Source organism: Ulvibacter sp. MAR_2010_11 (genome assembly GCF_002813135.1).
Lineage (GTDB): Bacteria > Bacteroidota > Bacteroidia > Flavobacteriales > Flavobacteriaceae > Altibacter.
In genome coordinates, this window is record NZ_PHTY01000001.1 from 1,021,380 (window position 1) to 1,041,918 (window position 20,539).

Annotated in this window: 21 protein-coding genes; 14 read left to right on the top strand and 7 right to left on the bottom strand. The window is 40.6% G+C overall.

Annotation, left to right across the window (positions count from 1 at the left end):
* Nucleotides 1–38 precede the first annotated feature (38 nt).
* From ATE92_RS04830 to ATE92_RS04860, 7 genes are all read right to left on the bottom strand, one after another.
* Nucleotides 39–821, bottom strand: coding sequence for an enoyl-CoA hydratase/isomerase family protein (locus ATE92_RS04830; RefSeq protein ID WP_100802626.1), 783 nt, complete (start codon nt 819–821; stop codon nt 39–41).
* A gap of 55 nt (nt 822–876) precedes the next feature.
* Nucleotides 877–2,334, bottom strand: coding sequence for a PAS domain-containing sensor histidine kinase (locus ATE92_RS04835; RefSeq protein WP_232729112.1), 1,458 nt, complete (start codon nt 2,332–2,334; stop codon nt 877–879).
* 153 nt (nt 2,335–2,487) lie between these two features.
* Nucleotides 2,488–3,024, bottom strand: coding sequence for a CopD family protein (locus ATE92_RS04840; RefSeq protein WP_100802628.1), 537 nt, complete (start codon nt 3,022–3,024; stop codon nt 2,488–2,490).
* Complete coding sequence (locus tag ATE92_RS04845; RefSeq protein ID WP_100802629.1) at nt 3,024–6,134, bottom strand: glycosyl hydrolase; 3,111 nt, start codon at nt 6,132–6,134, stop codon at nt 3,024–3,026. Before ATE92_RS04845 ends, ATE92_RS04840 begins: the two co-directional genes overlap by 1 nt.
* Nucleotides 6,135–6,187: 53 nt before the next feature.
* Nucleotides 6,188–7,564 carry an MATE family efflux transporter gene (locus ATE92_RS04850; RefSeq protein WP_100802630.1) on the bottom strand — a complete coding sequence of 459 codons (1,377 nt, stop codon included), beginning with the start codon at nt 7,562–7,564 and terminating at the stop codon, nt 6,188–6,190.
* A complete protein-coding gene (gene hemH, locus ATE92_RS04855) occupies nt 7,564–8,601 on the bottom strand; it encodes a ferrochelatase (protein ID WP_100802631.1) in 1,038 nt (345 codons plus the stop codon). Before hemH ends, ATE92_RS04850 begins: the two co-directional genes overlap by 1 nt.
* A 91-nt stretch (nt 8,602–8,692) precedes the next feature.
* The gene (locus tag ATE92_RS04860) at nt 8,693–9,583 is read right to left on the bottom strand and encodes an AraC family transcriptional regulator (protein WP_100802632.1); all 891 of its coding nucleotides are present in this window, start codon (nt 9,581–9,583) and stop codon (nt 8,693–8,695) included.
* A gap of 191 nt (nt 9,584–9,774) precedes the next feature.
* On the opposite strand from ATE92_RS04860, the gene hemA reads away from it, so the two are divergent.
* The 14 genes from hemA (at nt 9,775) to ATE92_RS04930 (ending at nt 20,538) form a co-directional block, all read left to right on the top strand.
* A complete protein-coding gene (gene hemA / locus ATE92_RS04865; protein WP_100802633.1) occupies nt 9,775–11,046 on the top strand; it encodes a glutamyl-tRNA reductase in 1,272 nt (423 codons plus the stop codon).
* Nucleotides 11,043–11,954 (top strand): hydroxymethylbilane synthase, encoded by a 912-nt coding sequence (hemC, locus tag ATE92_RS04870; protein WP_100802634.1) that lies wholly within the window; start codon nt 11,043–11,045, stop codon nt 11,952–11,954. The genes hemA and hemC overlap by 4 nt, the downstream gene beginning before the upstream one ends.
* Complete coding sequence (locus ATE92_RS04875; RefSeq protein WP_100802635.1) at nt 11,941–12,627, top strand: uroporphyrinogen-III synthase; 687 nt, start codon at nt 11,941–11,943, stop codon at nt 12,625–12,627. Before hemC ends, ATE92_RS04875 begins: the two co-directional genes overlap by 14 nt.
* Nucleotides 12,614–13,651, top strand: a complete 1,038-nt coding sequence (hemE, locus tag ATE92_RS04880; protein ID WP_100802636.1) for a uroporphyrinogen decarboxylase — start codon at nt 12,614–12,616, stop codon at nt 13,649–13,651. The genes ATE92_RS04875 and hemE overlap by 14 nt, the downstream gene beginning before the upstream one ends.
* A 62-nt stretch (nt 13,652–13,713) precedes the next feature.
* A complete protein-coding gene (locus tag ATE92_RS04885; protein WP_100802637.1) occupies nt 13,714–14,136 on the top strand; it encodes a hypothetical protein in 423 nt (140 codons plus the stop codon).
* Nucleotides 14,136–14,897, top strand: coding sequence for an EI24 domain-containing protein (locus ATE92_RS04890; RefSeq protein ID WP_100802638.1), 762 nt, complete (start codon nt 14,136–14,138; stop codon nt 14,895–14,897). The genes ATE92_RS04885 and ATE92_RS04890 overlap by 1 nt, the downstream gene beginning before the upstream one ends.
* Nucleotides 14,890–15,420 carry a GNAT family N-acetyltransferase gene (locus tag ATE92_RS04895; RefSeq protein ID WP_100802639.1) on the top strand — a complete coding sequence of 177 codons (531 nt, stop codon included), beginning with the start codon at nt 14,890–14,892 and terminating at the stop codon, nt 15,418–15,420. The genes ATE92_RS04890 and ATE92_RS04895 overlap by 8 nt, the downstream gene beginning before the upstream one ends.
* Entirely contained in the window at nt 15,417–16,319 is a 903-nt protein-coding gene (gene hemF, locus ATE92_RS04900; protein ID WP_100802640.1) for an oxygen-dependent coproporphyrinogen oxidase, read from the top strand. The genes ATE92_RS04895 and hemF overlap by 4 nt, the downstream gene beginning before the upstream one ends.
* A 62-nt stretch (nt 16,320–16,381) precedes the next feature.
* The gene (hemB, locus tag ATE92_RS04905) at nt 16,382–17,356 is read left to right on the top strand and encodes a porphobilinogen synthase (RefSeq protein ID WP_100802641.1); all 975 of its coding nucleotides are present in this window, start codon (nt 16,382–16,384) and stop codon (nt 17,354–17,356) included.
* A 9-nt stretch (nt 17,357–17,365) separates the two neighbouring features.
* A complete protein-coding gene (locus tag ATE92_RS04910; protein WP_100802642.1) occupies nt 17,366–17,878 on the top strand; it encodes a DinB family protein in 513 nt (170 codons plus the stop codon).
* 67 nt (nt 17,879–17,945) lie between these two features.
* On the top strand, nt 17,946–18,299 hold the full coding sequence (locus ATE92_RS04915) for a hypothetical protein (RefSeq protein WP_100802643.1): 354 nt from the start codon (nt 17,946–17,948) through the stop codon (nt 18,297–18,299).
* Nucleotides 18,300–18,394: 95 nt separating this feature from the next.
* Complete coding sequence (locus ATE92_RS04920) at nt 18,395–18,865, top strand: hypothetical protein (protein WP_100802644.1); 471 nt, start codon at nt 18,395–18,397, stop codon at nt 18,863–18,865.
* Between the two features lie 104 nt (nt 18,866–18,969).
* Complete coding sequence (locus ATE92_RS04925) at nt 18,970–20,064, top strand: CNNM domain-containing protein (protein WP_100802645.1); 1,095 nt, start codon at nt 18,970–18,972, stop codon at nt 20,062–20,064.
* The gene (locus tag ATE92_RS04930; RefSeq protein ID WP_100802646.1) at nt 20,065–20,538 is read left to right on the top strand and encodes a methylated-DNA--[protein]-cysteine S-methyltransferase; all 474 of its coding nucleotides are present in this window, start codon (nt 20,065–20,067) and stop codon (nt 20,536–20,538) included.
* The last annotated feature ends 1 nt before the right edge of the window (nt 20,539 follow it).

Consider the following 20,539-nt stretch of genomic DNA (forward strand, 5'->3'; position numbering starts at 1 on the left):
TTGGAATATTTCCTATTTAAATTGGATTTATTCCCAATCTATTTTCCGGGAAAATTCGCCTTACGTTTTTCCAAAAATGCCTGTGTGCCCTCATGGAAATCGGCTGTGCCGAAACACTTTCCAAACTGAGTGATTTCTTCATCAAAACCATTCTCCCCGTCTTCGTATCCGGCATTGATAGCAGCAATTGCCGATGCAATAGCCACCGATGAATTTCTTTTAATTTTTTCGGCAATCGCAATGGTTAAGTCCATTAATTCTTCCCGGGAAGTGACATGGTTAACGAGGCCGTATTGCAATGCCTGATGTGCATCAATCATTCCGGCAGTCATGATAAGTTCCATGGCTCTGCCCTTTCCTACTAAGTGAGGTAAGCGTTGTGTCCCTCCATAACCCGGAATTACCCCAAGAGATACTTCGGGCAAGCCCATCTTGGCATTTTCACTTGCCGTGCGAAAATGTGCTGCCATGGCCAATTCGAGTCCGCCACCTAACGCAAAACCGTTTACAGCAGCAATGACAGGGGTAGATAAATGTGCTACAAAATCGAATAATTTAGCCTGTCCTTCGGCGGCTAACTGTTCTCCCTGTGCTACAGAAAAATCGGAAAATTCGCTAATATCTGCTCCTGCAACAAATGCTTTCTCTCCGCTTCCGGTTACAATTATCACCTTTATCTTCTTATCTGCATCCGCCTTCTTAAAAGCTTCGTGCAGCTCTTTTATAGTTTCCCTGTTTAAGGCGTTTAATTTTGCGGGGCGGTTGATGGTAATGGTTGTAATTCCGTTTTGGGTTTCGGATAAAAGATTCTTATAGCTCATAGTGATTGCAGTTTGGAAATAAAAGTTGGTTTGTATTGTAAAAATACGAAACTCGCTATAATTGTTTTGGAAAAGCGACTTTAAATGTGGTTTGTTCTCCGGGAATCGAGGTAAGGGTAATTTCTCCGTTGTAGGTTTCAACTATTTTTTTGACCATAGCCAGTCCAAGTCCCATCCCGCTTGTTTTGGTAGTGAATTTGGGTTCAAAAACCTTTTCCATATTCTCTTCAGCTATGCCTAGACCATTGTCTTTAACGGTAATTACTGCATTATTCCCTTCCGAAAAAACGTTCACTTCAATGCGAGGTTCTTCAGGATTTTTCTGTTCTATGGAATAAATACTGTTTTTTATTAAATTGGTAATTACCCGAATGAGTTGGGTACGGTCAAATCTGGCTATGATTTTCTCTTCTTCAGAAAAGAAATAAATATACTCTTCATTAAAAATATCGAGTGCCAGCTTCGTGATCTTTAGAACATTTAAAGTCTCATCTTGTTGTGCCGGCATTTGGGCATAGGTAGAAAATGCCGAAGCAATCGAACTCATGGTGTCTATTTGTTGGATAAGCGTTTTTGTGTATTCATCCAGCTTCTTATTTACATCCGGGTCGTTCACATCGAATTTTCGCTGAAAACTTTGCACCGTCAATCGCATGGGTGTCAACGGATTCTTTATCTCGTGAGCTACCTGCTTCGCCATCTCTCTCCAGGCGGCTTCCCGCTCGTTAGCTGCCAGTTGTGCCGCACTTATTTCCAGTTCATCAATCATGCTGTTGTAGGCGTTTACCAGCGTAGATATTTCCCGAGTATTGTCTTCTACAAGAATTCGCTTGTTCCGCTTGTCTAATCGGGTTTCAGTAATTTTTAAACTAATGGCATTTAAGGAACGGGTAATATATTTCGACAGAAAATAGGCGAGTGCAATTGCAATAAGCAACATGAGAATATAGGCATACCCCAAACGGGTAAGGTTTTCCTTTAATTCCTTGTTTAAGAACCCATCATCTTCAATATAGGGTAGGTTTAAAATTGCCAGGGGTTTAAAATAGCTATCGGTAATATAAGAATAGGACGATTGATAATTTTGTTCGTCTTCTTTAAATTCTTCGACGTAATGATGGTTGGGAGCGCTTTCAAGAGCCAACATTATCTCCTTCGACAATTTAGTATGAGTGGTGTCTTTAAAAAAGGTTGCTTTGGAAGATTTTAGTAAAACCCCGTCCAAATCATATAGGTACAATTCGAGGTTGTGGATGTTTTTTATTTCATAAATCTTATCCTTAAAAATTAGCGGGATATTTTCAGTATCTACAGGATAAGTGGTCGTTTTTAAAGCATAATTTATATTTTCCCGAATGGCAGATTCTTTCCGCAGCAAACGCTCTCGATGATAGTCTTCAGCTTCTTCACGGTACTGATACACGGTCACCGCGGCAATTAAAATAGAGGCTCCTATTACCAATAAGAGCATCGATAAAAATATTCGAAAACGCAGTGACTTAGTGAAATTCATGAATCCCGATTTGTGGAGGAAAGATAACAATAATTGCACCAAAGTAGGAATCTACATTTTAGTGAAATTTACCGAGAGCAAATTACCCCTCCGTCCTACTAAGTCGTCCACCTCCCCTTTAAGGGGAGGAATATTCTTGTTTTCAGATATGAGTTATTTACTTTCTCTAATTCGTTTGTAAAAACGGTATCCCAGCATTATCAATACCGAAAACAATACAATTCCCAGCACCCCGTAGATCCAGTTAATGGAATTTTTCAGAATGACCAAGAACACGATAGCAAATAAAATAATAGTAGCCCCTTCATTAAAAATTCGCATAAAATTGGAAGAGTGCTTTACAACATCATTCTGTAGTTGCTTAAAAATACTATGACATTTTAGATGATAAATAATAAGCAATACTACAAAACCTAATTTAACCTGCATCCACCCATCCGTAAGATAAAACGGCCGTAAGACTACTAGCCAGATGGCAAATCCTGTTGCCAAAATCATGGACGGCCAGGTGATAATGTACCACAGTCGCTTGGACATAATTTTAAACTGTGCGCCCAAGATTTCCTTATCCGGAGAGGGTTTGTAATACGCCTCTATCTGATACACAAAAAGGCGGACAATATAAAATAAGCCCGCAAACCAGGTGATAACAAAAATGAGGTGAAGTGATTTTATATAATTGTATTCCATTATTCCTTTTCCTCTTCAATAAATAAATAATTTAAATTCATGCTATTGAAAGAGGTGTTAAAACTTTCAATTTCTTCCGAAACCAAGGTGTCAAATTTCTCAAGTTCAACATTAATTTGCTGGGTTAATTCATTCTTTACCTCTATATCTTGTTGTGTTGGCGGAAAATCGTCCATGCCAACCAGACTGTTTAAATGCCCCAATTTATTGGTAAGTTTTATGGGGAAATTCAACGGATCTTGGCCGCTCTTGTTTTTAGTTTGGTACAGCGCTTTTTCGATGTCGCCAAATTTTTCGCTCAGGTTTTTCGCCTTTTCTACCAGATCTTTTACAGCTTCGTTGTCTTTGTACTGTTTCTGAAAGGCTTCCAACTGTGCGTTTATATTCCGAATCTTTTTGATGGACTTATGCGCCTTATCCACTGTAGTATTTACGTCGGTAATAAAGTCGAATTGACGCTGCATTCCGGCGATATCTGTTTCGGCATTGCCATCGGGTAAAATGCTAAGGGATTGTGAATACGACTGTTCTCCAACTGTTAGAACTACCTTGTACTGCCCGGGAACTACCTGAGGCGCTTCGGTACTGGCCCACCATAAGATCATTCCCTTTAATCGTTCGGCTCCTTTGCCTCGCAAATCCCAACTATGATAATTTGCCCCTTTTTTTACCTCCAGTTTTTCTCCTTCTTTTCCTTTTGTGCTAAAAGTTTTAAGGGTATCGTTGGCAACGGTGAGATAGCTTAATTTTACTTCCTGGTCTGTCGAATCTTTCAGAAAGAAATAGGTCATCACCCCTTCCGGATGATTTGTTCCTCTGGTAAGAGATCCCTTTCGGGAATTCCCACTCATTCTGTAGGTATCCTTGGGTTTAAAAAGGTAGTTATCCTTTCCTTTTGCTGAAGCCAATTGATGAAATACAGTCAAATCATCAATTATCCAAAGACTTCTTCCCTGAGTAGCAACAATAAGGTTGTTTTCTTTAACGGCGAGATCGGTAATAGGAACAATGGGAAGGTTTAGCTGAAACGATTGCCAGTTGGCGCCATCATCGAATGAAATATACATTCCGGTTTCGGTACCTGCATAGAGCAATCCTTTTCGTTTTGGGTCTTCCCGAAGAACACGTGTAAAATGCTCCTCATTGATACCATTGGTGATTTTTTTCCATGTTTTCCCAAAATCGGTTGTTTTATATAAATAGGGAGCAAAATCGCCCAATTTATAACGGGTTCCGGCTATATAACAGGTTCCTGCATCAAAAACCGAAGGCTCTACACTGTTAATCATCATCCATTCGGGCATGCCTTTTGGCGAAACATTCTCCCAGCTTTGTCCGCCGTTACGAGTAACATGCACCAGACCATCATCACTTCCGGTCCAGATAACTCCGGCAGTGACGGGTGATTCGGCTGCTGCGAAAATAGTACAGTAGTACTCCACCGATGTGTTATCTTGTGTAATGGGTCCTCCCGAAGATTTTAGCTTTGTGGGATCATTTCGGGTGAGATCGGGGCTAATTACATCCCAGCTCTCTCCTTCATTGGTGGTGGCGTGCAAATGATTCGACGCTGTGTACAATTTATTCGGATTGTGCGGTGAGAAGAAAATAGGGAAATTCCATTGAAAACGGTATTTCATATCCTCTGCCCCATGTCCCATCGGATTGTCGGGCCAAACGCTTACACTGCGAACCGTTCCTTTATCGTGATTGTAACGGGTTAAAAATCCGTCGTAGCTCCCTCCGTAGACAATATCGTTATCTTCAGGATCTACAGCGATATGTGCACTTTCTCCTCCGGCTGTCTCTTCCCAGTCGTCTTCGTCTATACTCCAGCCTTCGTTTCTATGTCGAATTCGGATGGTCGAATTGTCCTGTTGCGCAGCATAAATTCGATAGGGGAAAGAGTTGTCCGTCGTAACACGATAAAACTGTGAGGTAGGCTGATTGTAATAAGTACTCCATGTTTTTCCCCCATCATACGTAATTTGCGCCCCGCCATCGTCCCCGACTATAATTCTATCGGGGTTTTCGGGAGCTACCCATAAATCGTGATGATCTCCGTGGGGTGTATCGTAGCTGTCGAAGGTTTTTCCGCCATCGGTACTTTTATGATAATTCACATTTAAGACATACACCACGTTTTCGTCCTTAGAATCGGCATAGATTCGGGTATAATACCAGGCTCTTTGGCGTAATTTACGTTCATCATTCGTGTTCGCCCAGGTATCCCCTCCGTCATCACTGCGATATACACCTCCTTTTTCCTTGTTTTCAACAATGGCCCATACGCGGTCACTGTTTGCAGGTGAAACGGTAACTCCAATAATTCCTAAGGTATCGGTTGGAAAGCCCTTATTTTTTGAAATTTCTTTCCAATTTTCACCACTGTCGGTACTTTTCCAAAGTGCTGAGCCTTCACCTCCACTGCTTAGACTATAGGGCGTCCGACGTACATTCCAGGTAGCCGCATATAAGATTCGCGGGTTGTTAGGATCCATTTGTAGATCGACTGCACCGGCATTTTCATTTACAAACAGTGTTTTTTTCCAGGTTTTTCCGCCATCGGTGCTTTTGTATACTCCGCGATCCTGGGTGGGTTTGTAGATATTTCCCAAAACGGCTGCGTATACAATATTATGGTCCTTTGGATGCACCGATATTCTTGGAATATGACGGCCGTTTTCAAGGCCCATTTGTTTCCAGGTCTTTCCGGCATTTTCAGTTTTCCAGATACCATAACCGGAAGAAACATTCCCTCTCACGGTTTTTTCACCACCACCCACATAAATTACATTATGATCGTCTTCGGCCACTTCGATGGCACCAATGGAACCTCCAAAAAAACCATCCGAAATATTCTTCCAGTGTCTTCCTCCGTCCTTGGTTTCCCAAATTCCGCCACCGGTAGCACCAAAATAAAAAAGATTGGGTTTGCCGGGGACACCGGTTACGGCTGCGCTTCGGCCACCACGGAACGGTCCGATAAGGCGGTATTCCACGGCTTCGTATAGTGCTTTGTCATAGGTTTGAGCGGTAATTGTTTCTGAAAATATTCCGAAGCATAAAATAGATAGTAGTACCGGAAGGGTTCGTTGGATAGCGTTCATTGTCTGAAATTGAAATTTGTTTAAAGATAAAATTTCCTTTTGTTTCAGGAAACTTAACGCACCATTTTTCGAACCTCTTTGTTTAAAAAGTAGCCGGTGAGGATGGTGGAAAGTACATCGGCAATGGGAAAGGAAAGCCAAACGCCCCAAACGCCAAAAAACTGCGGAAGAATTAATACCAGTGGAATTAAGAAAAAACCTTGCTTAGTAAGACTCAATAATAAGGCGGGAACTGCCCTTCCAATGGCTTGAAAATAGGAGGCTCCAATCAACTGAATAACAATAACAGGGGTTGCGGCAAAGACCCAACGCAATGCATCCGGAGTTCTGTGTAAGATTTCGGCATTATAGGCTATCGTTTCAGTATCCAGTGCATTGTTATTACTGATAAAAACCGAAACTAAATGCGTTGGGAAAATCATAATAATCGCAAAAATAAACAATGCCAAAGCACCCGAATACTTAATGGAGGTGTTGATGGATTCCCGTACGCGTTCGTATTTTTCGGCGCCGTAATTATAGCCGGCTATAGGCAAGAATCCCTGATTTACACCAATAACCGGGAAGAGAGCAAACATGAGGAGTCTACTAATAATTCCGTAGGAAGCCACATCGAGCGCATCGCCATGGGTAATTAAGACGTTGTTCAGTAAAATTGTCAATACCGCAATGGTTCCTTGTCTGGCAAGGGTTACAAAGCTAAGACTGCTTATTTCTGAAACTAATTTTTTCTGAAGTTTAAAAGATTCCCAACGCAATCGTAACTCACTTTCATAAATAAAAAACCAAAGTATAAAGGCAAAACATATAAAGTAACTAATAAACGTTGCCCAGGCGGCTCCTTCCATCCCAAAATCGAACACATTTATTAAAATGTAATCCATAAAAATATTGGCAATGGCCGGAAGCATCATGGCATACATGGCAAATTTGGGTTTGCCTTCGGCACGAATCACGTTATTTCCCATCATACACATGGAAAGCATCACAATTCCGTACATCACTATGCGGTAATAGGTGAGTGCCAAATCTTTAAACGACTCGTCGGCTCCAAAAAATTCAATTAAATAATCCTGAAATACGAGTCCGAGTACTGCCAGTAAACCGGAACTTAAAAAGGTAAGCGTTATTTGATTCCCAAATACGCGTAATGCCTTGGTTTCATTACCGGATCCAAGGGCTCGCGACAGCACCGAACTTCCCCCAATTCCAATAGACAAACCAATGGCTCCAATAAAAAAGGTTACGGGAATTACTACGGTAATTGCAGAAATCGCCAAAGGCCCAATCCATCTCCCTACAAAGATGGTGTCCACAATCATGTTGAGTGACATCACCAAAATTCCGATGGAAGCCGGAACCGCTTGACGTACCAGTAATTTACTAATGGGGTCGGTTCCGAGGGTATTGGATTTTCTTGTTTTGGCCATTAGGCTATCGCACTTTTTGTATCTACGATTCTCCAGTGATCGATCCAGCCGGTAAGTACATCGGCCCAGTCGTCACGATCGTTTAAACAAGGAACGGTGGTAAATTCCTTTCCTCCCACTTCGTGGAAAATTTCTTCTCCTTCCATGGCAATTTCTTCCAGTGTTTCCAGGCAGTCGCTAACAAATGCAGGCGTTACAACGACCAATTTTTTTATTCCTGCCTTGCCAAGCCGCTCAATGGTTCTGTCAGTATAGGGTAATAACCATGGGTCGAAGCCCAGCCGTGATTGGAACGATGTCGAATAAGTTCCTTCTTTCAGCCCCAGTTTTTCTGCGACTAGAGAAGTTGTCTTCAAACATTGGTGGCGATAACAAAACTGGTGCGCAGGAGAAGGGGTTGCGCAGCAGGCTGCGTTAATCTTACAATGGGATTGCGTGATATCGCTTTTACGGATGTGTCGTTCGGGCACTCCGTGATAACTAAAAAGAATATGCTCATAATCGAAGCTTTTCAGGGTTTCTGAAATGCTTCCGGAAAGCACGTCGATATAATCGGGCTTTTTATAAAATGCGGGCACTGAAGTGATTTCCATCTGTGGAAAGTACATTTTCTGAAGCTTTTCGATCGCCACCTCAATAGTTTCGGTGGTTGCCATCGCAAATTGAGGATATAACGGAATTACCAATACTTCGGTTACTCCTTTATCTGCCAATTCCTGAAGCCCTTTCTGCAGTGTCATACTGCCGTAACGCATGGCTAAGGCAACCGGAATAGTGGTTCTCTGCTGAATTTTTTTCTGAAGTCGTTGTGAAATAACAATCAATGGGGAGCCTTCTTCCCACCAGATTCGTTTATAGGCTGCAGCCGACTGCTTGGGGCGGGTATTCAGAATAATTCCACGTACCAATAAAATTCTCGCCCAACGCGGTACATCAATAACACGAGGATCCATTAAAAATTCATCGAGGTATTTTTTTACGTCTTTGGGTTGGGTACTGTCCGGTGACCCCAAATTGACAAGGAGAACTCCTTTCATTAAAAGTAATTTTTAGAGTACAAAAGTAATTTTTAATTAGGCATAATTCAAAAACCATAGGTGGTAAAAACTATTTGCCTATAGGTAATTGTTATGCCGAAAGACTCATCAAATATTTTTTGGGAGTCGTTCCGAATTTCTTTTTAAAGGACGAAATAAAGTGACTTGCGGTGCTATAACCCACTTTCAGTCCCACTTCATTCACATTGTGTGTGCCTGTAGCCAATAATTGTCGCGCTACTTCCATCTTATAGTCGAACAAAAAACTAAAAACCGAATCCCCGTAAATTTGCTTAAAACCTTCTTTCAGTTTGTTAATGGGAATGTTGATTTCATCTGCCAACTGCTGTAGCGTGGGCGGCTCGGACATTCTGGCAATTATAATCTCTTTGGCTTTTTTAATTTTAGTCACATTCACCTCATCTGCCAAGAACGGACATTGTTCAATATCGCCATCGGCAGGCCGATTAAAATAAAGACTTAATAACTCGTATGCCTTAGCCTTAAAGTACAGAGGTTTAATGGATGGATGGAGGTTGTAATTCAGCAATTGATTGAGGACAATAGACATAGACGGTGAAATAGCTCCGTCTCTATAGTATTTTCGGTCTTTATTTTCATCACTTAAAAAGGTGATATAGTTGGCTTCACGCGAAAATAAGCCGTGAAATTTTTTAATAGGAAGTAATAGTGACAGCACCCAGGAATTGGCACTTATCGTTAAATGCAAAGGAAGGTCTCGCTGTGGATTGTACAAAAGAAGTGAATTGTCTTCCCTAAGCGGAAGTCTGTAATTCCCATCGTTAAAGCTAAAACTTGCCGACCCTTTGATACAAAAGTGAAACTGTATAAAATGCGAACTTACTTCTCGTTTAAATAACTGGGTATCATGGGTTTCATTATTAAATTTTAGTATAAAAAAACCCTCTTCGACAACCTCTTCTTCGTAAAATCTTTGAGCGATACTTTTTTCAATTTCCATGATGGAATAATTCAATTTTTATTTAGAATGTTTCTAAATAATTTTTTACTAAGCTTTCTTTCAAGGTGCTAAATTACTGGTTTTTTATACAATCGAAGGCGATTTATATGAAATTTAACGCCTAACGACATAAATGATACCGCTGGCGTTATTTTTTGATTTGGAATGCATTTACTTTTGCACCGTTAGCCATGAAAAATAACGGTACGCAACTTAATTCTGTAATGACTGAAGGAAATTTTTACGCTATAGGCCTTAATTACAAAAAGGCGGATGCAGAAACCAGAGGGCATTTCAGTATTTCCGAAACTGCAAAAAAGAACATTCTGCTTCAGGCGAAGGAAGAAGGAATTTCATCGCTTAGCGTTATTTCAACCTGCAACCGTACCGAATTATACGGCGTTGCACAACATCCTTTTCAGCTTATAAAATTACTCTGCGAACACACCCAGGGCACCGTCGAGGAATTCGAAAAGGTTGCCTATGTCCATAAAAGTAAGGCTGCAGTTTCCCACCTCTTTAAAGTAGGCACCGGACTTGACAGTCAGATTCTAGGCGATTTTGAGATTATATGTCAGTTGCGAAACGGCTTCCGGCAGTCGAAAAAATTAGGTTTGATGGATCCTTTTCTGGAACGATTGGCAAATGCGGTCATTCAGGCGAGCAAACGCATTAAAAACGAAACCGAAATTTCAACAGGCGCCACTTCAGTGAGTTTTGCCGCGGTACAGTATATCATGGCGCGTGTTCCCTATGTTTCAGAAAAAAATATCCTGCTCTTCGGAACCGGTAAAATTGGACGGAACACCTGCGAAAATCTAATAAAACACACCAAAAACGAACATATTACGGTTATAAATCGGACTAAAATTAAGGCCGAAAAAATTGCCGGAAAGTTTAATCTTATTGTCAAAGATTACGCCGATATCCAGAGTGAAATTGCACATAGCGATGTGTTGGTCGTGGCCACAGGGGCACAGCAACCTACTATTTCGAAAGAATTGTTGTTTCTAAAAAAACCCTTACTTATTCTCGACTTGTCCATTCCGAAGAACGTCTCAGAAGATGTCACTAAAAATGAATTGGTCACTCTGGTTCATTTAGACAATCTTGCTTCAGTAACCGATAAAACACTTGAACACAGGGCTTCTCAAATTCCCCGGGCAGAAGTTATCATCCGTGAAATCGAAACAGAATTCAATCTCTGGGCCGAAAATCGCAAATTTGCACCTACTATCAAAGCTTTAAAAGCCAAACTCGCCGAAATTAAATCGGGTGAAATTGATTTTCAGCGTAAAAAAATAGCCGATTTTAACGAATCACAGGCCGAAATTATCAGCAATCGTATAATTCAAAAAATCACAACCCATTTTGCCAATCATTTAAAGGACGATGCTGTTTCAACTCCTGCCAGTATCGAACTTATTAAACAAGTCTTCCAACTTTCAAGTTCAGAATCGTGAAAAAAGTAATTCGAATTGGCACCCGGGACAGTGAATTGGCGCTTTGGCAGGCGAAAACTGTTCAGGAGCAACTGAAGCAACTGGGTTATGAAACTACCTTAGTTCCGGTAAAATCTACAGGAGATTTGGTCCTGGACAAGCCTCTTTATGCCATGGGAATCACGGGAATCTTTACCAAAACCCTCGATGTTGCCATGCTAAACGGGAGTATCGACATTGCAGTGCATAGCATGAAGGACGTGCCTACCCTTTTGCCGGAAGGCATTGTTCAAACGGCCGTTTTGGAACGAGCGGCTTTTGAAGATATTTTGGTTACAAGCGGCTCTTTTGACGCAACCAAGGCGTGTACCATTGCAACAGGAAGTCTTAGGAGGAAAGCACAATGGCTACACCGGTATTCGCATCATGAAGTTGTGGAATTACGAGGCAATGTAAATACCCGACTGCAAAAACTTACAGACAACAATTGGCAGGGAGCCATTTTTGCCAAGGCAGGTTTGGAGCGAATCAATCTACTTCCAAAAAACCATACTGTTCTGGACTGGATGATTCCGGCACCGGCACAGGGCGCTATGGTAGTGGTAGCCTTAGAGCATGACACCTTTTGTATTGAGGCTACTTCCAAATTAAATCATCTTAACTCATACCTTTGCACGCATATAGAACGTGAATTTCTGAATGTTCTGGAAGGAGGATGTACAGCACCAATTGGAGCGTTAGCATTGGTTAATGAAGATATTGTTCAGTTTAAAGGGGTGTTGTTTTCCTTAGACGGAAAAACAAAACTTGAAATTGAAAAAGAAACCAAGGTAGAGAGTTATAAAAACTTCGGCAGGGAGTGTGCTTTAGAATTACTCGCAAACAGCGGCAAAGAATTGATGAAAAACATCAAAAATGAGCTTAGGTAAATCTCCCATACTACTTTCTACAAAGGTTCTTACCGAATCTCAAAAAGCATCCATAATTTCAAACGGGATTGCCTTAATTGATTACAACGCCATTAACGTGACTCTGAAACCTACTTTTACGCCAAAAAAGGTCAAAAATGCGATTTTTTCGAGCAAAAATGCGGTAAAATCGATTAAAAAGTACAATTCTGACCTCTTTTCAGGAAATATTGAAAATTGTTTCAGTGTGGGTAAAACCACAACGCAGTTTTTAACTGAAAATGGGCAAAAAGTGACAAAAACAACTCAAAATGCTTCAGAATTAGCCGAATTTATAATAAAAAACCATAAAAATGATGCATTTTACTTTTTCTGCGGAAGTAGAAGAAGAGATGATATTCCTGCTGCATTGAAAAAGGCAAAAATTGAGCATTTTGAAGTAAAAACGTACCAAACTGAGCTAAAACCACGTTATTTTGATGAAATATTCGACGGAATCCTGTTTTTTAGCCCTAGTGGAGTGGAAAGTTTTGTTGCTGAAAATAAAATAGCACAGAGTACTGCTTTTTGCATAGGTGCAACGACCGCTTCAAAAGCAAAAAAATATACTAAAAATGTACAGCTTGCTACAACTGCATCAATTAATAGTACAATTGAGCTGGCTGTAAATACATTGAAAAATGACAAAAATTAAAAACGACTTATTTCTTCGAGCCTTGAATGGGGAAACCGTAGATCGTCCTCCTGTGTGGATGATGCGACAAGCCGGGCGCTATTTACCCGAGTTTATGGAGATAAAGGAAAAATACGACTTCTTTACCCGGTGTCAGACACCCGAACTTGCCAGTGAAATTACCATCCAACCCATTAGAAGATACGGGATGGATGCGGCTATCCTGTTTAGTGATATTCTGGTTATTCCACAAGCCATGAACATTCATGTCGAGATGAAACCCGGTCTGGGTCCCTGGCTTCCCAATCCCATTCGGTCGCAAAAAGATCTGGAGCGCGTAATTGTACCCGATATTCATGAATCTCTGGGTTATGTTATGGAGGCTATTAAAATGACAAAGGAAAAACTAAACGATGACATTCCGTTAATTGGTTTTGCCGGGAGTCCGTGGACGATACTTTGCTATTGTGTACAGGGGCAGGGAAGTAAAAACTTCGACATTGCCAAAGAATTTTGTTTTACGCAACCGTTAGCTGCGCACGAATTGCTTCAGAAAATAACAGATACCACCATCTTATATTTAAAAGAGAAGGTAAAAGCAGGAGTAAATGCCGTTCAAATCTTTGACAGCTGGGGCGGGATGTTGTCTCCCGAAGATTATCAGGAGTTCAGCTGGCAGTATATGCAACAGATAATTGACGCTCTTAAAGATGAAACGCATGTAATTGCTTTTGGAAAAGGATGTTGGTTTGCACTCGATAAAATGGCAAAAAGTGGTGCTTCGGCTTTGGGTGTGGATTGGACCTGCTCTGCAAAAAATGCTCGTTACCTCACAGGAGGAAAGATAACCTTGCAAGGAAATTTTGATCCTACAAGATTGTTTAGTCCGCCGGCGGAAATTAAAAAGAGGGTAACGCAAATGATTAATGAATTTGGAAAAGACAGATATATTGTAAATTTAGGACACGGGATTCTCCCAAATATTCCATTAGAAAATGCAAAGGCATTTATTGATGCCGTAAAAGAATATAAGGCAGAAAATTGAATCTCTGGGCGCGCATAAAACAACTAAGTGTTAGGCAACTCTTTAAGTTGTCGTTATTATTTATGAGCAGACCGCTTTTAATTTTGCCAACCCTTCGCGCCACTAAGGAGACCATGAAAATATGTGATGAGCGCTTCGGAATGGCACATCATAAAAATAATAGGGCGAATGCATTTAGACATGCACTTTGGAACTATACAATTTGTGAAAAAACCCTGAAATTTGTAAAAACGGACGAAAAAGCCCTCATTTGGGCCGAAAAAGTCACCAAATTATATGAAAAAGTGACAAAAAACGATGTTTTAGCACAGGCGATGGATTTGCACAATAATGAAATTGGAAGAATGTTGTTTTTAAACGAAAAAACATCGAAAATTGATGATTTTTTGTCTTTTTTAACTGAAATGATGAAAAAAGCAGTTAAAATCATCAAAATTGAAGAAACCAATATGTATACCAAGCAACTTGTCTATATTTCTGAATAATGTTTAAAAATATACTAAGAGGAGTAAAAGCCTACGGAGGCACTTTCAGGCTTATTTCACAACTAGGGTTGTGGAAATATTTTGGCATTCCTATGCTTATTAGTTTTCTAACGGCTGTCCTCATTGGAGTTTCGGCCTGGGGCTTAAGTGACAACATAGGAAGTGTTATTGCCAAAATTTGGTTCTGGGAATGGGGTGCCGAAACATTTAAAACCATAGGCACAATTCTAGGTGCCTTTATTATTATTGTGGTGGGACTTATTTTGTACAAACACATTGTTATGGCTCTAAGCGCTCCTTTTATGAGCCCTGTCTCAGAGAAAATAGAAACTCATCTCACCGGAAACTCACATTCGCATAGAAACACCGGGAATGCCGCCCAATTGTGGAGGGGAATTCGAATAAACAGTAGGAATTTGATCATGGAACTACTCTTTACAGTGCCAATTTTGCTTATAAGTTTTATCCCGGTAATTGGGTTTTTCTCTTCCATTTTGCTGTTTCTGGTGCAATCGTATTATGCAGGCTTCGGAAATATGGATTATACCTTGGAACGTCATTTTGAAGTTAGAGACAGTGTGCGCTTTGTAAGGCAAAACCGCGGAATAGCGATTGGAAATGGGTTGGTATTTATGGGAATGTTATTCATCCCGATTATAGGAATTATTTTAGTACTCCCGCTTTCAGTAACGGCCGCCACTACAGAAACGGTCCGGTTGTTGGAAGCTTCGAAACAACAAAAAATTAATGCGAATGGATAGTATAAAAGCTTGTTATATCGCTCCACTTCGCCTTGATGACGCAGATAGTCTTTATAATTTAATGACTTCAAATGCATCTCAATTTAAAAACTTCTTGCCCAAAACCCTGGCTCAAAACCAAACACCAGAAGCATCCAGAGAATATATTCAAAATAAAATTTCCGAAAACCAAACGAAAAGCACAATTACACATGCTGTCAAGGTAAAAGAGACGCGTAAAGTGGCGGGTCTAATTATTTTAAAGAATATCGATAAAACTAAATCACAGGGAGAATTTGCCTACTGTATTGGCGAAAAATTTACCGGAAATGGCTGGGCTACCAAAGCAGTACAGGAGATGTCTCGTTTTGCTTCGGAAGAATTAGGGCTGAAAAAACTGCAAATTATAGCACATAAAACCAATATAGCCAGTTGCAAAGTTGCCAAATCGAATGGTTTTGTGTGGAAAAAAACCTTGATCGATGAATTTACTTCTCCAACCGGCGAGGCTTTAGATATGGAATTATTCGAATTACAAGTATGAAGGAGCAATTTGTAGCATATATAATAGAATTACAGCAAATCATTACTTCGGCTTTAGAAGAAGTAGATGGGAAGGCAACATTTGTTGAAGACCTTTGGGAGCGACCGGAAGGAGGTGGTGGTAAAAGTCGCATCTTGGAAAACGGAGCGGTTTTCGAAAAAGGAGGTGTAAATATCAGCGAAGTGTACGGGAAGCTTCCGCTTTCCATGCAACAGTATCTGGAAGTTGATAACGCCGATTTCTTTGCTTGCGGTCTGAGCTTGGTATTGCACCCAAAAAATCCGTTTGTTCCTACCGTTCATGCAAATTGGCGCTATTTCGAACTGTACAATGCTTCAGGAGAGGTCGTCGATAGTTGGTTTGGCGGGGGTCAGGATCTTACGCCTTACTATTTGTTTGAAGAAGATGCCAAACACTTCCACACAGTATGCAAAAAAGCCTGCGACTTACATCACCCAAAATTTTATCCCGATTTTAAAAAACGCTGCGACGACTATTTTTATAATTCACATCGCAACGAAGCCAGAGGGATTGGAGGTTTGTTTTTCGATTATTTAAAGGAAAATGATGACTTTTCAATGCAAAACCGCTACAATTTTGTCACCGAAGTGGGCAATAGTTTTCTGGAAAGTTATCTTCCCATAGTTGAAAAACGGAAAGGCACTCCTTTTACAAAAGAGCATCGTAATTGGCAGGAAATTCGCCGCGGACGCTATGTTGAGTTTAATTTGGTGCACGATAAAGGAACGCTCTTCGGACTCAAAACCAACGGCCGTATTGAAAGTATTTTAATGAGTTTACCTCCCGTTGTACAATGGAAATACGACCATCATCCCGAAGAGGGAAGTGAAGAGGAGAAATTAATTGAAGTATTGAAAAACCCGAAAGATTGGATTTAGACTTTATAAATAACATCACAATTAGCTTACGGCTTTAAGCTAATAGCTTTAAAATAAAAACTATGTACCCACTAAGAAGAAACAGAAGATTACGCTCTTCCGAAACCATACGGAGTCTCGTTCGCGAAACGATTATCTCCCCTAACGATTTCCTCGTTCCTCTGTTTATTGTGGAAGGAAAGGGAATCAAAGAAGAAATTCCTTCTATGCCAAATTACTATCGCTATAGTCTTGATTTGTTGGCTTCGGAAGTAAAAGAATTGTGGGCGATGGGCTTAAAATCGGTTTTGTTATTCGTAAAAGTGCCCGAAAATCTGAAAGATAATACCGGTAAAGAAGCTCTGAACTCCAAAGGACTCATGCAGCGAGCCATTCAGACGGTAAAAAATGCAGTCCCCGAAATGCTCGTAATGACCGATGTGGCGTTAGACCCCTATTCCAGTTATGGTCACGATGGAATTGTAAAAGATGGTAAAATTAGCAACGACGATACCAACATCATTTTGGCAGAAATGTCCCTGTCGCACGCCAAGGCAGGAGCCGATTTTGTGGCGCCCAGCGACATGATGGACGGTAGAATATTTGAAATTAGAACACTGTTGGAAGAGGAAGGTTTTCACGACACCGGAATTATGAGTTACAGCGCCAAATACGCATCGGCGTTTTATGGCCCGTTTCGGGATGCGTTGGACTCTGCGCCCGGATTTGGAGACAAAAAAACCTATCAGATGGATCCCGCCAATCGCGAAGAAGCCATCAAAGAAACCCTTATGGATGTTGAGGAAGGCGCCGATATTGTGATGGTGAAACCCGGATTGTGTTATTTGGACATTGTACGTGAAGTTCGTAACGCCGTAGATGTACCCGTTGCCGTTTATCAGGTAAGCGGAGAATATGCCATGCTAAAGGCTGCTGCCGAAAAAGGCTGGGTAGACCACGACGCGGTGATGATGGAGCAGATTACTGCTATTAAAAGGGCCGGCGCACATATTATTGCCAGTTATTTTGCCAAAGATGTGGTAAGATTAATTTCGTAAATTGTTGCTATGAAAAATTACCTGTTTTGTCTTGTTCTCTTTTGTGTGACGCCTTTACTAGCGCAACAAAGCACTCCCAAAGAGGCGTTTCTGGAAAAGTGGGAGAACTCAAAAAACTATCTCGTTGCCCTTGCCGAAGCCATGCCCGAAAATCATTTCGATTTTAAACCTACCGAGCGACAAATGAGCTTTAAAGAACAACTCGTTCATATAAAAGACAATATGGACTGGTTGAGCAATACCTATTTTACCGCTTCGGAATACAAAAGAGAAAAGGCCAAGCTTCCTGCAACAAAGGCGGAAACCATTGCTTTATTATCTGAAGCATTTGATGCTACTTTGAATATTATCAAAAATACGTCAGAAAGCGATTTATCCGAAACTGTAGATTTTTTCAGCGGTCTGAAAAGCAAACTACAGATACTTAATTTGCTGCAAGACCATGTATCTCACCATCGCGGGCAGTTAATCGTATACCTCAACCTCAACAATATAGAGCCCCCCAAGTATGTAGGGTGGTAATATTGATCCCGTAAAGAATTAATAAAATTTTAGCACAACGAAATTACTTTTCACATACATTTGTGCTGTGAAAAATTTAAAATCAATTGCCGCCTTTTTCTTGCTTCTCTCTTTTTTGCTGGGGTCGGGCAATGCTGCCTTTGCTTTTACTGAAACGCTTGCCCCGCAAACTACGCATGAGCAAGATGTGCTTAAGGCAACAAGCAATTCAAAAGCACTCATTTTTGAAGAAGTTTCGGCTTCAAAGATCAATCAGTCCCTTTCTGAAAATGAACCGGGATTGCTTGGCTTGTATTTTTCACAATCGGGAGAATTGTTCTATACTCCCGTTTCCGAATGTAAGGAATATGCATCGAGTCCGTTTCGGGATCATCGAAGGCTGTTGGAGCAGGTTCTCTTCCCCTTTCACTTTTTCTGGTAATTATTTTTGTGTTTAACGGTAACCGCAAGGCGTAGCTGTATAGCTTCAGCATTGCCTTGCATTTAATTCAATCATTCACACATAAAATATTTATCATGGAAAAAAGTTCAATAATTATAAATAGTATCATGTTCTTGGTAATCGCAATTCCATTAGCATTTTTAGTAATATACACCACTCAAGGTGAGAAAAGAGTAAAGAAAAAAGTGATTAAATTATGTCGGGCCAGCGGAGTCAACCTCTCTGTGTTCGATATCACGGGAAATGTAGTATTAGGACTGGATTCAGTTTCCAAAAAATTAGTGGTTTCCAACAGAAAACAGCTTGAAAACGATTTTCAAATCATCGATCTCCCAACTTTAAAAGATTGTCGAGTTAAAACAGTTAAATTAACGTCAAAAACCACAGACTGGGTAGGACTCGAACTGGTTGGAACGGATTACAATAAGGAAGTTGCATTCTATGCCGAAGACGATGAAGACAACCCTTCAACCGATTCGCAAATTTGTATCCAACAGGCCTTAAAGTGGGAAAAAATAATCAAACCCTTGTTGAAGGCTTCATAAATTAGACTGAGGGCGGTTTTTTACCGCCCTTTTTATGTATTAACATTAAAGTATAGATAGTAATCAACAAAATCTTTAATTTAGTAAATTCTTAAAGCCAAAGAATGACATTACTTATAGTTTACGCTGTTCTATCCATATTCTTTTCATTTTTGTGTTCCATATTAGAAGCTGCACTGCTCAGCTTTACACCTACTTTTATAAAATTGAAGCGCAAAGAAGGAAAGGCTTATGCGAAGACGCTGGCAGATTTTAAAAAGGATATTGACCGACCGCTTATAGCAATATTAACCATAAATACCGTCGCCCACACCGTAGGTGCCATTCTTGTAGGAGTACAGGCAGAAAAACTTCCCTATAAAGTTGAGGTCATGGGCATAAATTTGGTGGGAATTGTTTCGGCGGTAATGACGCTTCTCATTTTGATTGTTTCTGAAATAATCCCAAAGACGATAGGGGCTACCTACTGGAAGAAATTAGGTTCCTTCACGGCTATATTTCTGAATGTAATTATCTTTCCTCTAAAGTATACAGGCATTCTGTGGTTACTTTTACTTACCACAAAATTGATAGGCAAATCGGCTCATGTTAGTACGATGAGTCGGGAGGAATTTATTGCCATTACCGATGCTGCCGAACAGGAAGGGGTTTTTGAAGAAAATGAGAGTGCCGTGATTAAAAACCTGCTCATTTTCAAATCGGTTGAAGCAAAGAACGTGATGACTCCTTTTCCGGTTGTAACGAGCGAAGAAGAGACTATTTCCCTGAGTGAGTTTCATGAAGCCCACAAAAATCTGAGGTTCTCGCGTATTCCCGTTTACGAAGGTAAAAGCCACAATATTACCGGCTTTATCCTCCGGGACGATCTGCTTGAAGAAATTGTGGAAGAACACGGGGATAAACTGTTACGTGATATAAGGCGTGAAATAACGGTTGTTCAGGAAGAAACTCCTATCCCTTCATTGTTCGATACCTTTATCAAACAGCGAGCTCACATAGCCTTGGTGGTAGACGATTTTGGCAATACCACAGGCATTGTAACCATGGAAGATATCATTGAAACTCTTCTGGGGCTGGAAATTATGGACGAAAGTGATGATATTGAAGATATGCAGGCTCAGGCAAGAAAAAACTGGGAACGGCGAGCAAAACGTATGGGAATAGCAGTACAAGATTATACAGAAGACGAGAACGAATAAATGGAAACCTCCTTTTTACAAAGCCCTATCGGTATCATAAAAATCACCGGTGATAGCAGTGGTATAAGATCGGTTGAATTTACGGATGCTTCCGAAATAATTGCTGCTGAAATTCCTTCGGAATTATTCGAAGCAACCACACAACTCACCGAATACTTTGAAGGAAAACGCTCCCAATTCGATCTTCAGCTCTCTCCTGAAGGAACCGAATTTCAGAAAAAAGTATGGCATCTTTTAACCACAATTCCCTTCGGGAAAACAAGCTCCTATCAGGAAATAGCCAATAAATTAGGAGATCCCAAGGTCATTCGTGCCGCAGCTTCGGCAAATGGCAAAAATCCTATTGCGATTATTATTCCCTGTCATCGGGTTATAGGCAGTGACGGCTCTTTGACAGGATATGCCGGAGGGTTGCATCGTAAAAAATGGTTGCTGGAGCACGAAAATCCGGTAAAACAGCAATCTCTATTTTAGT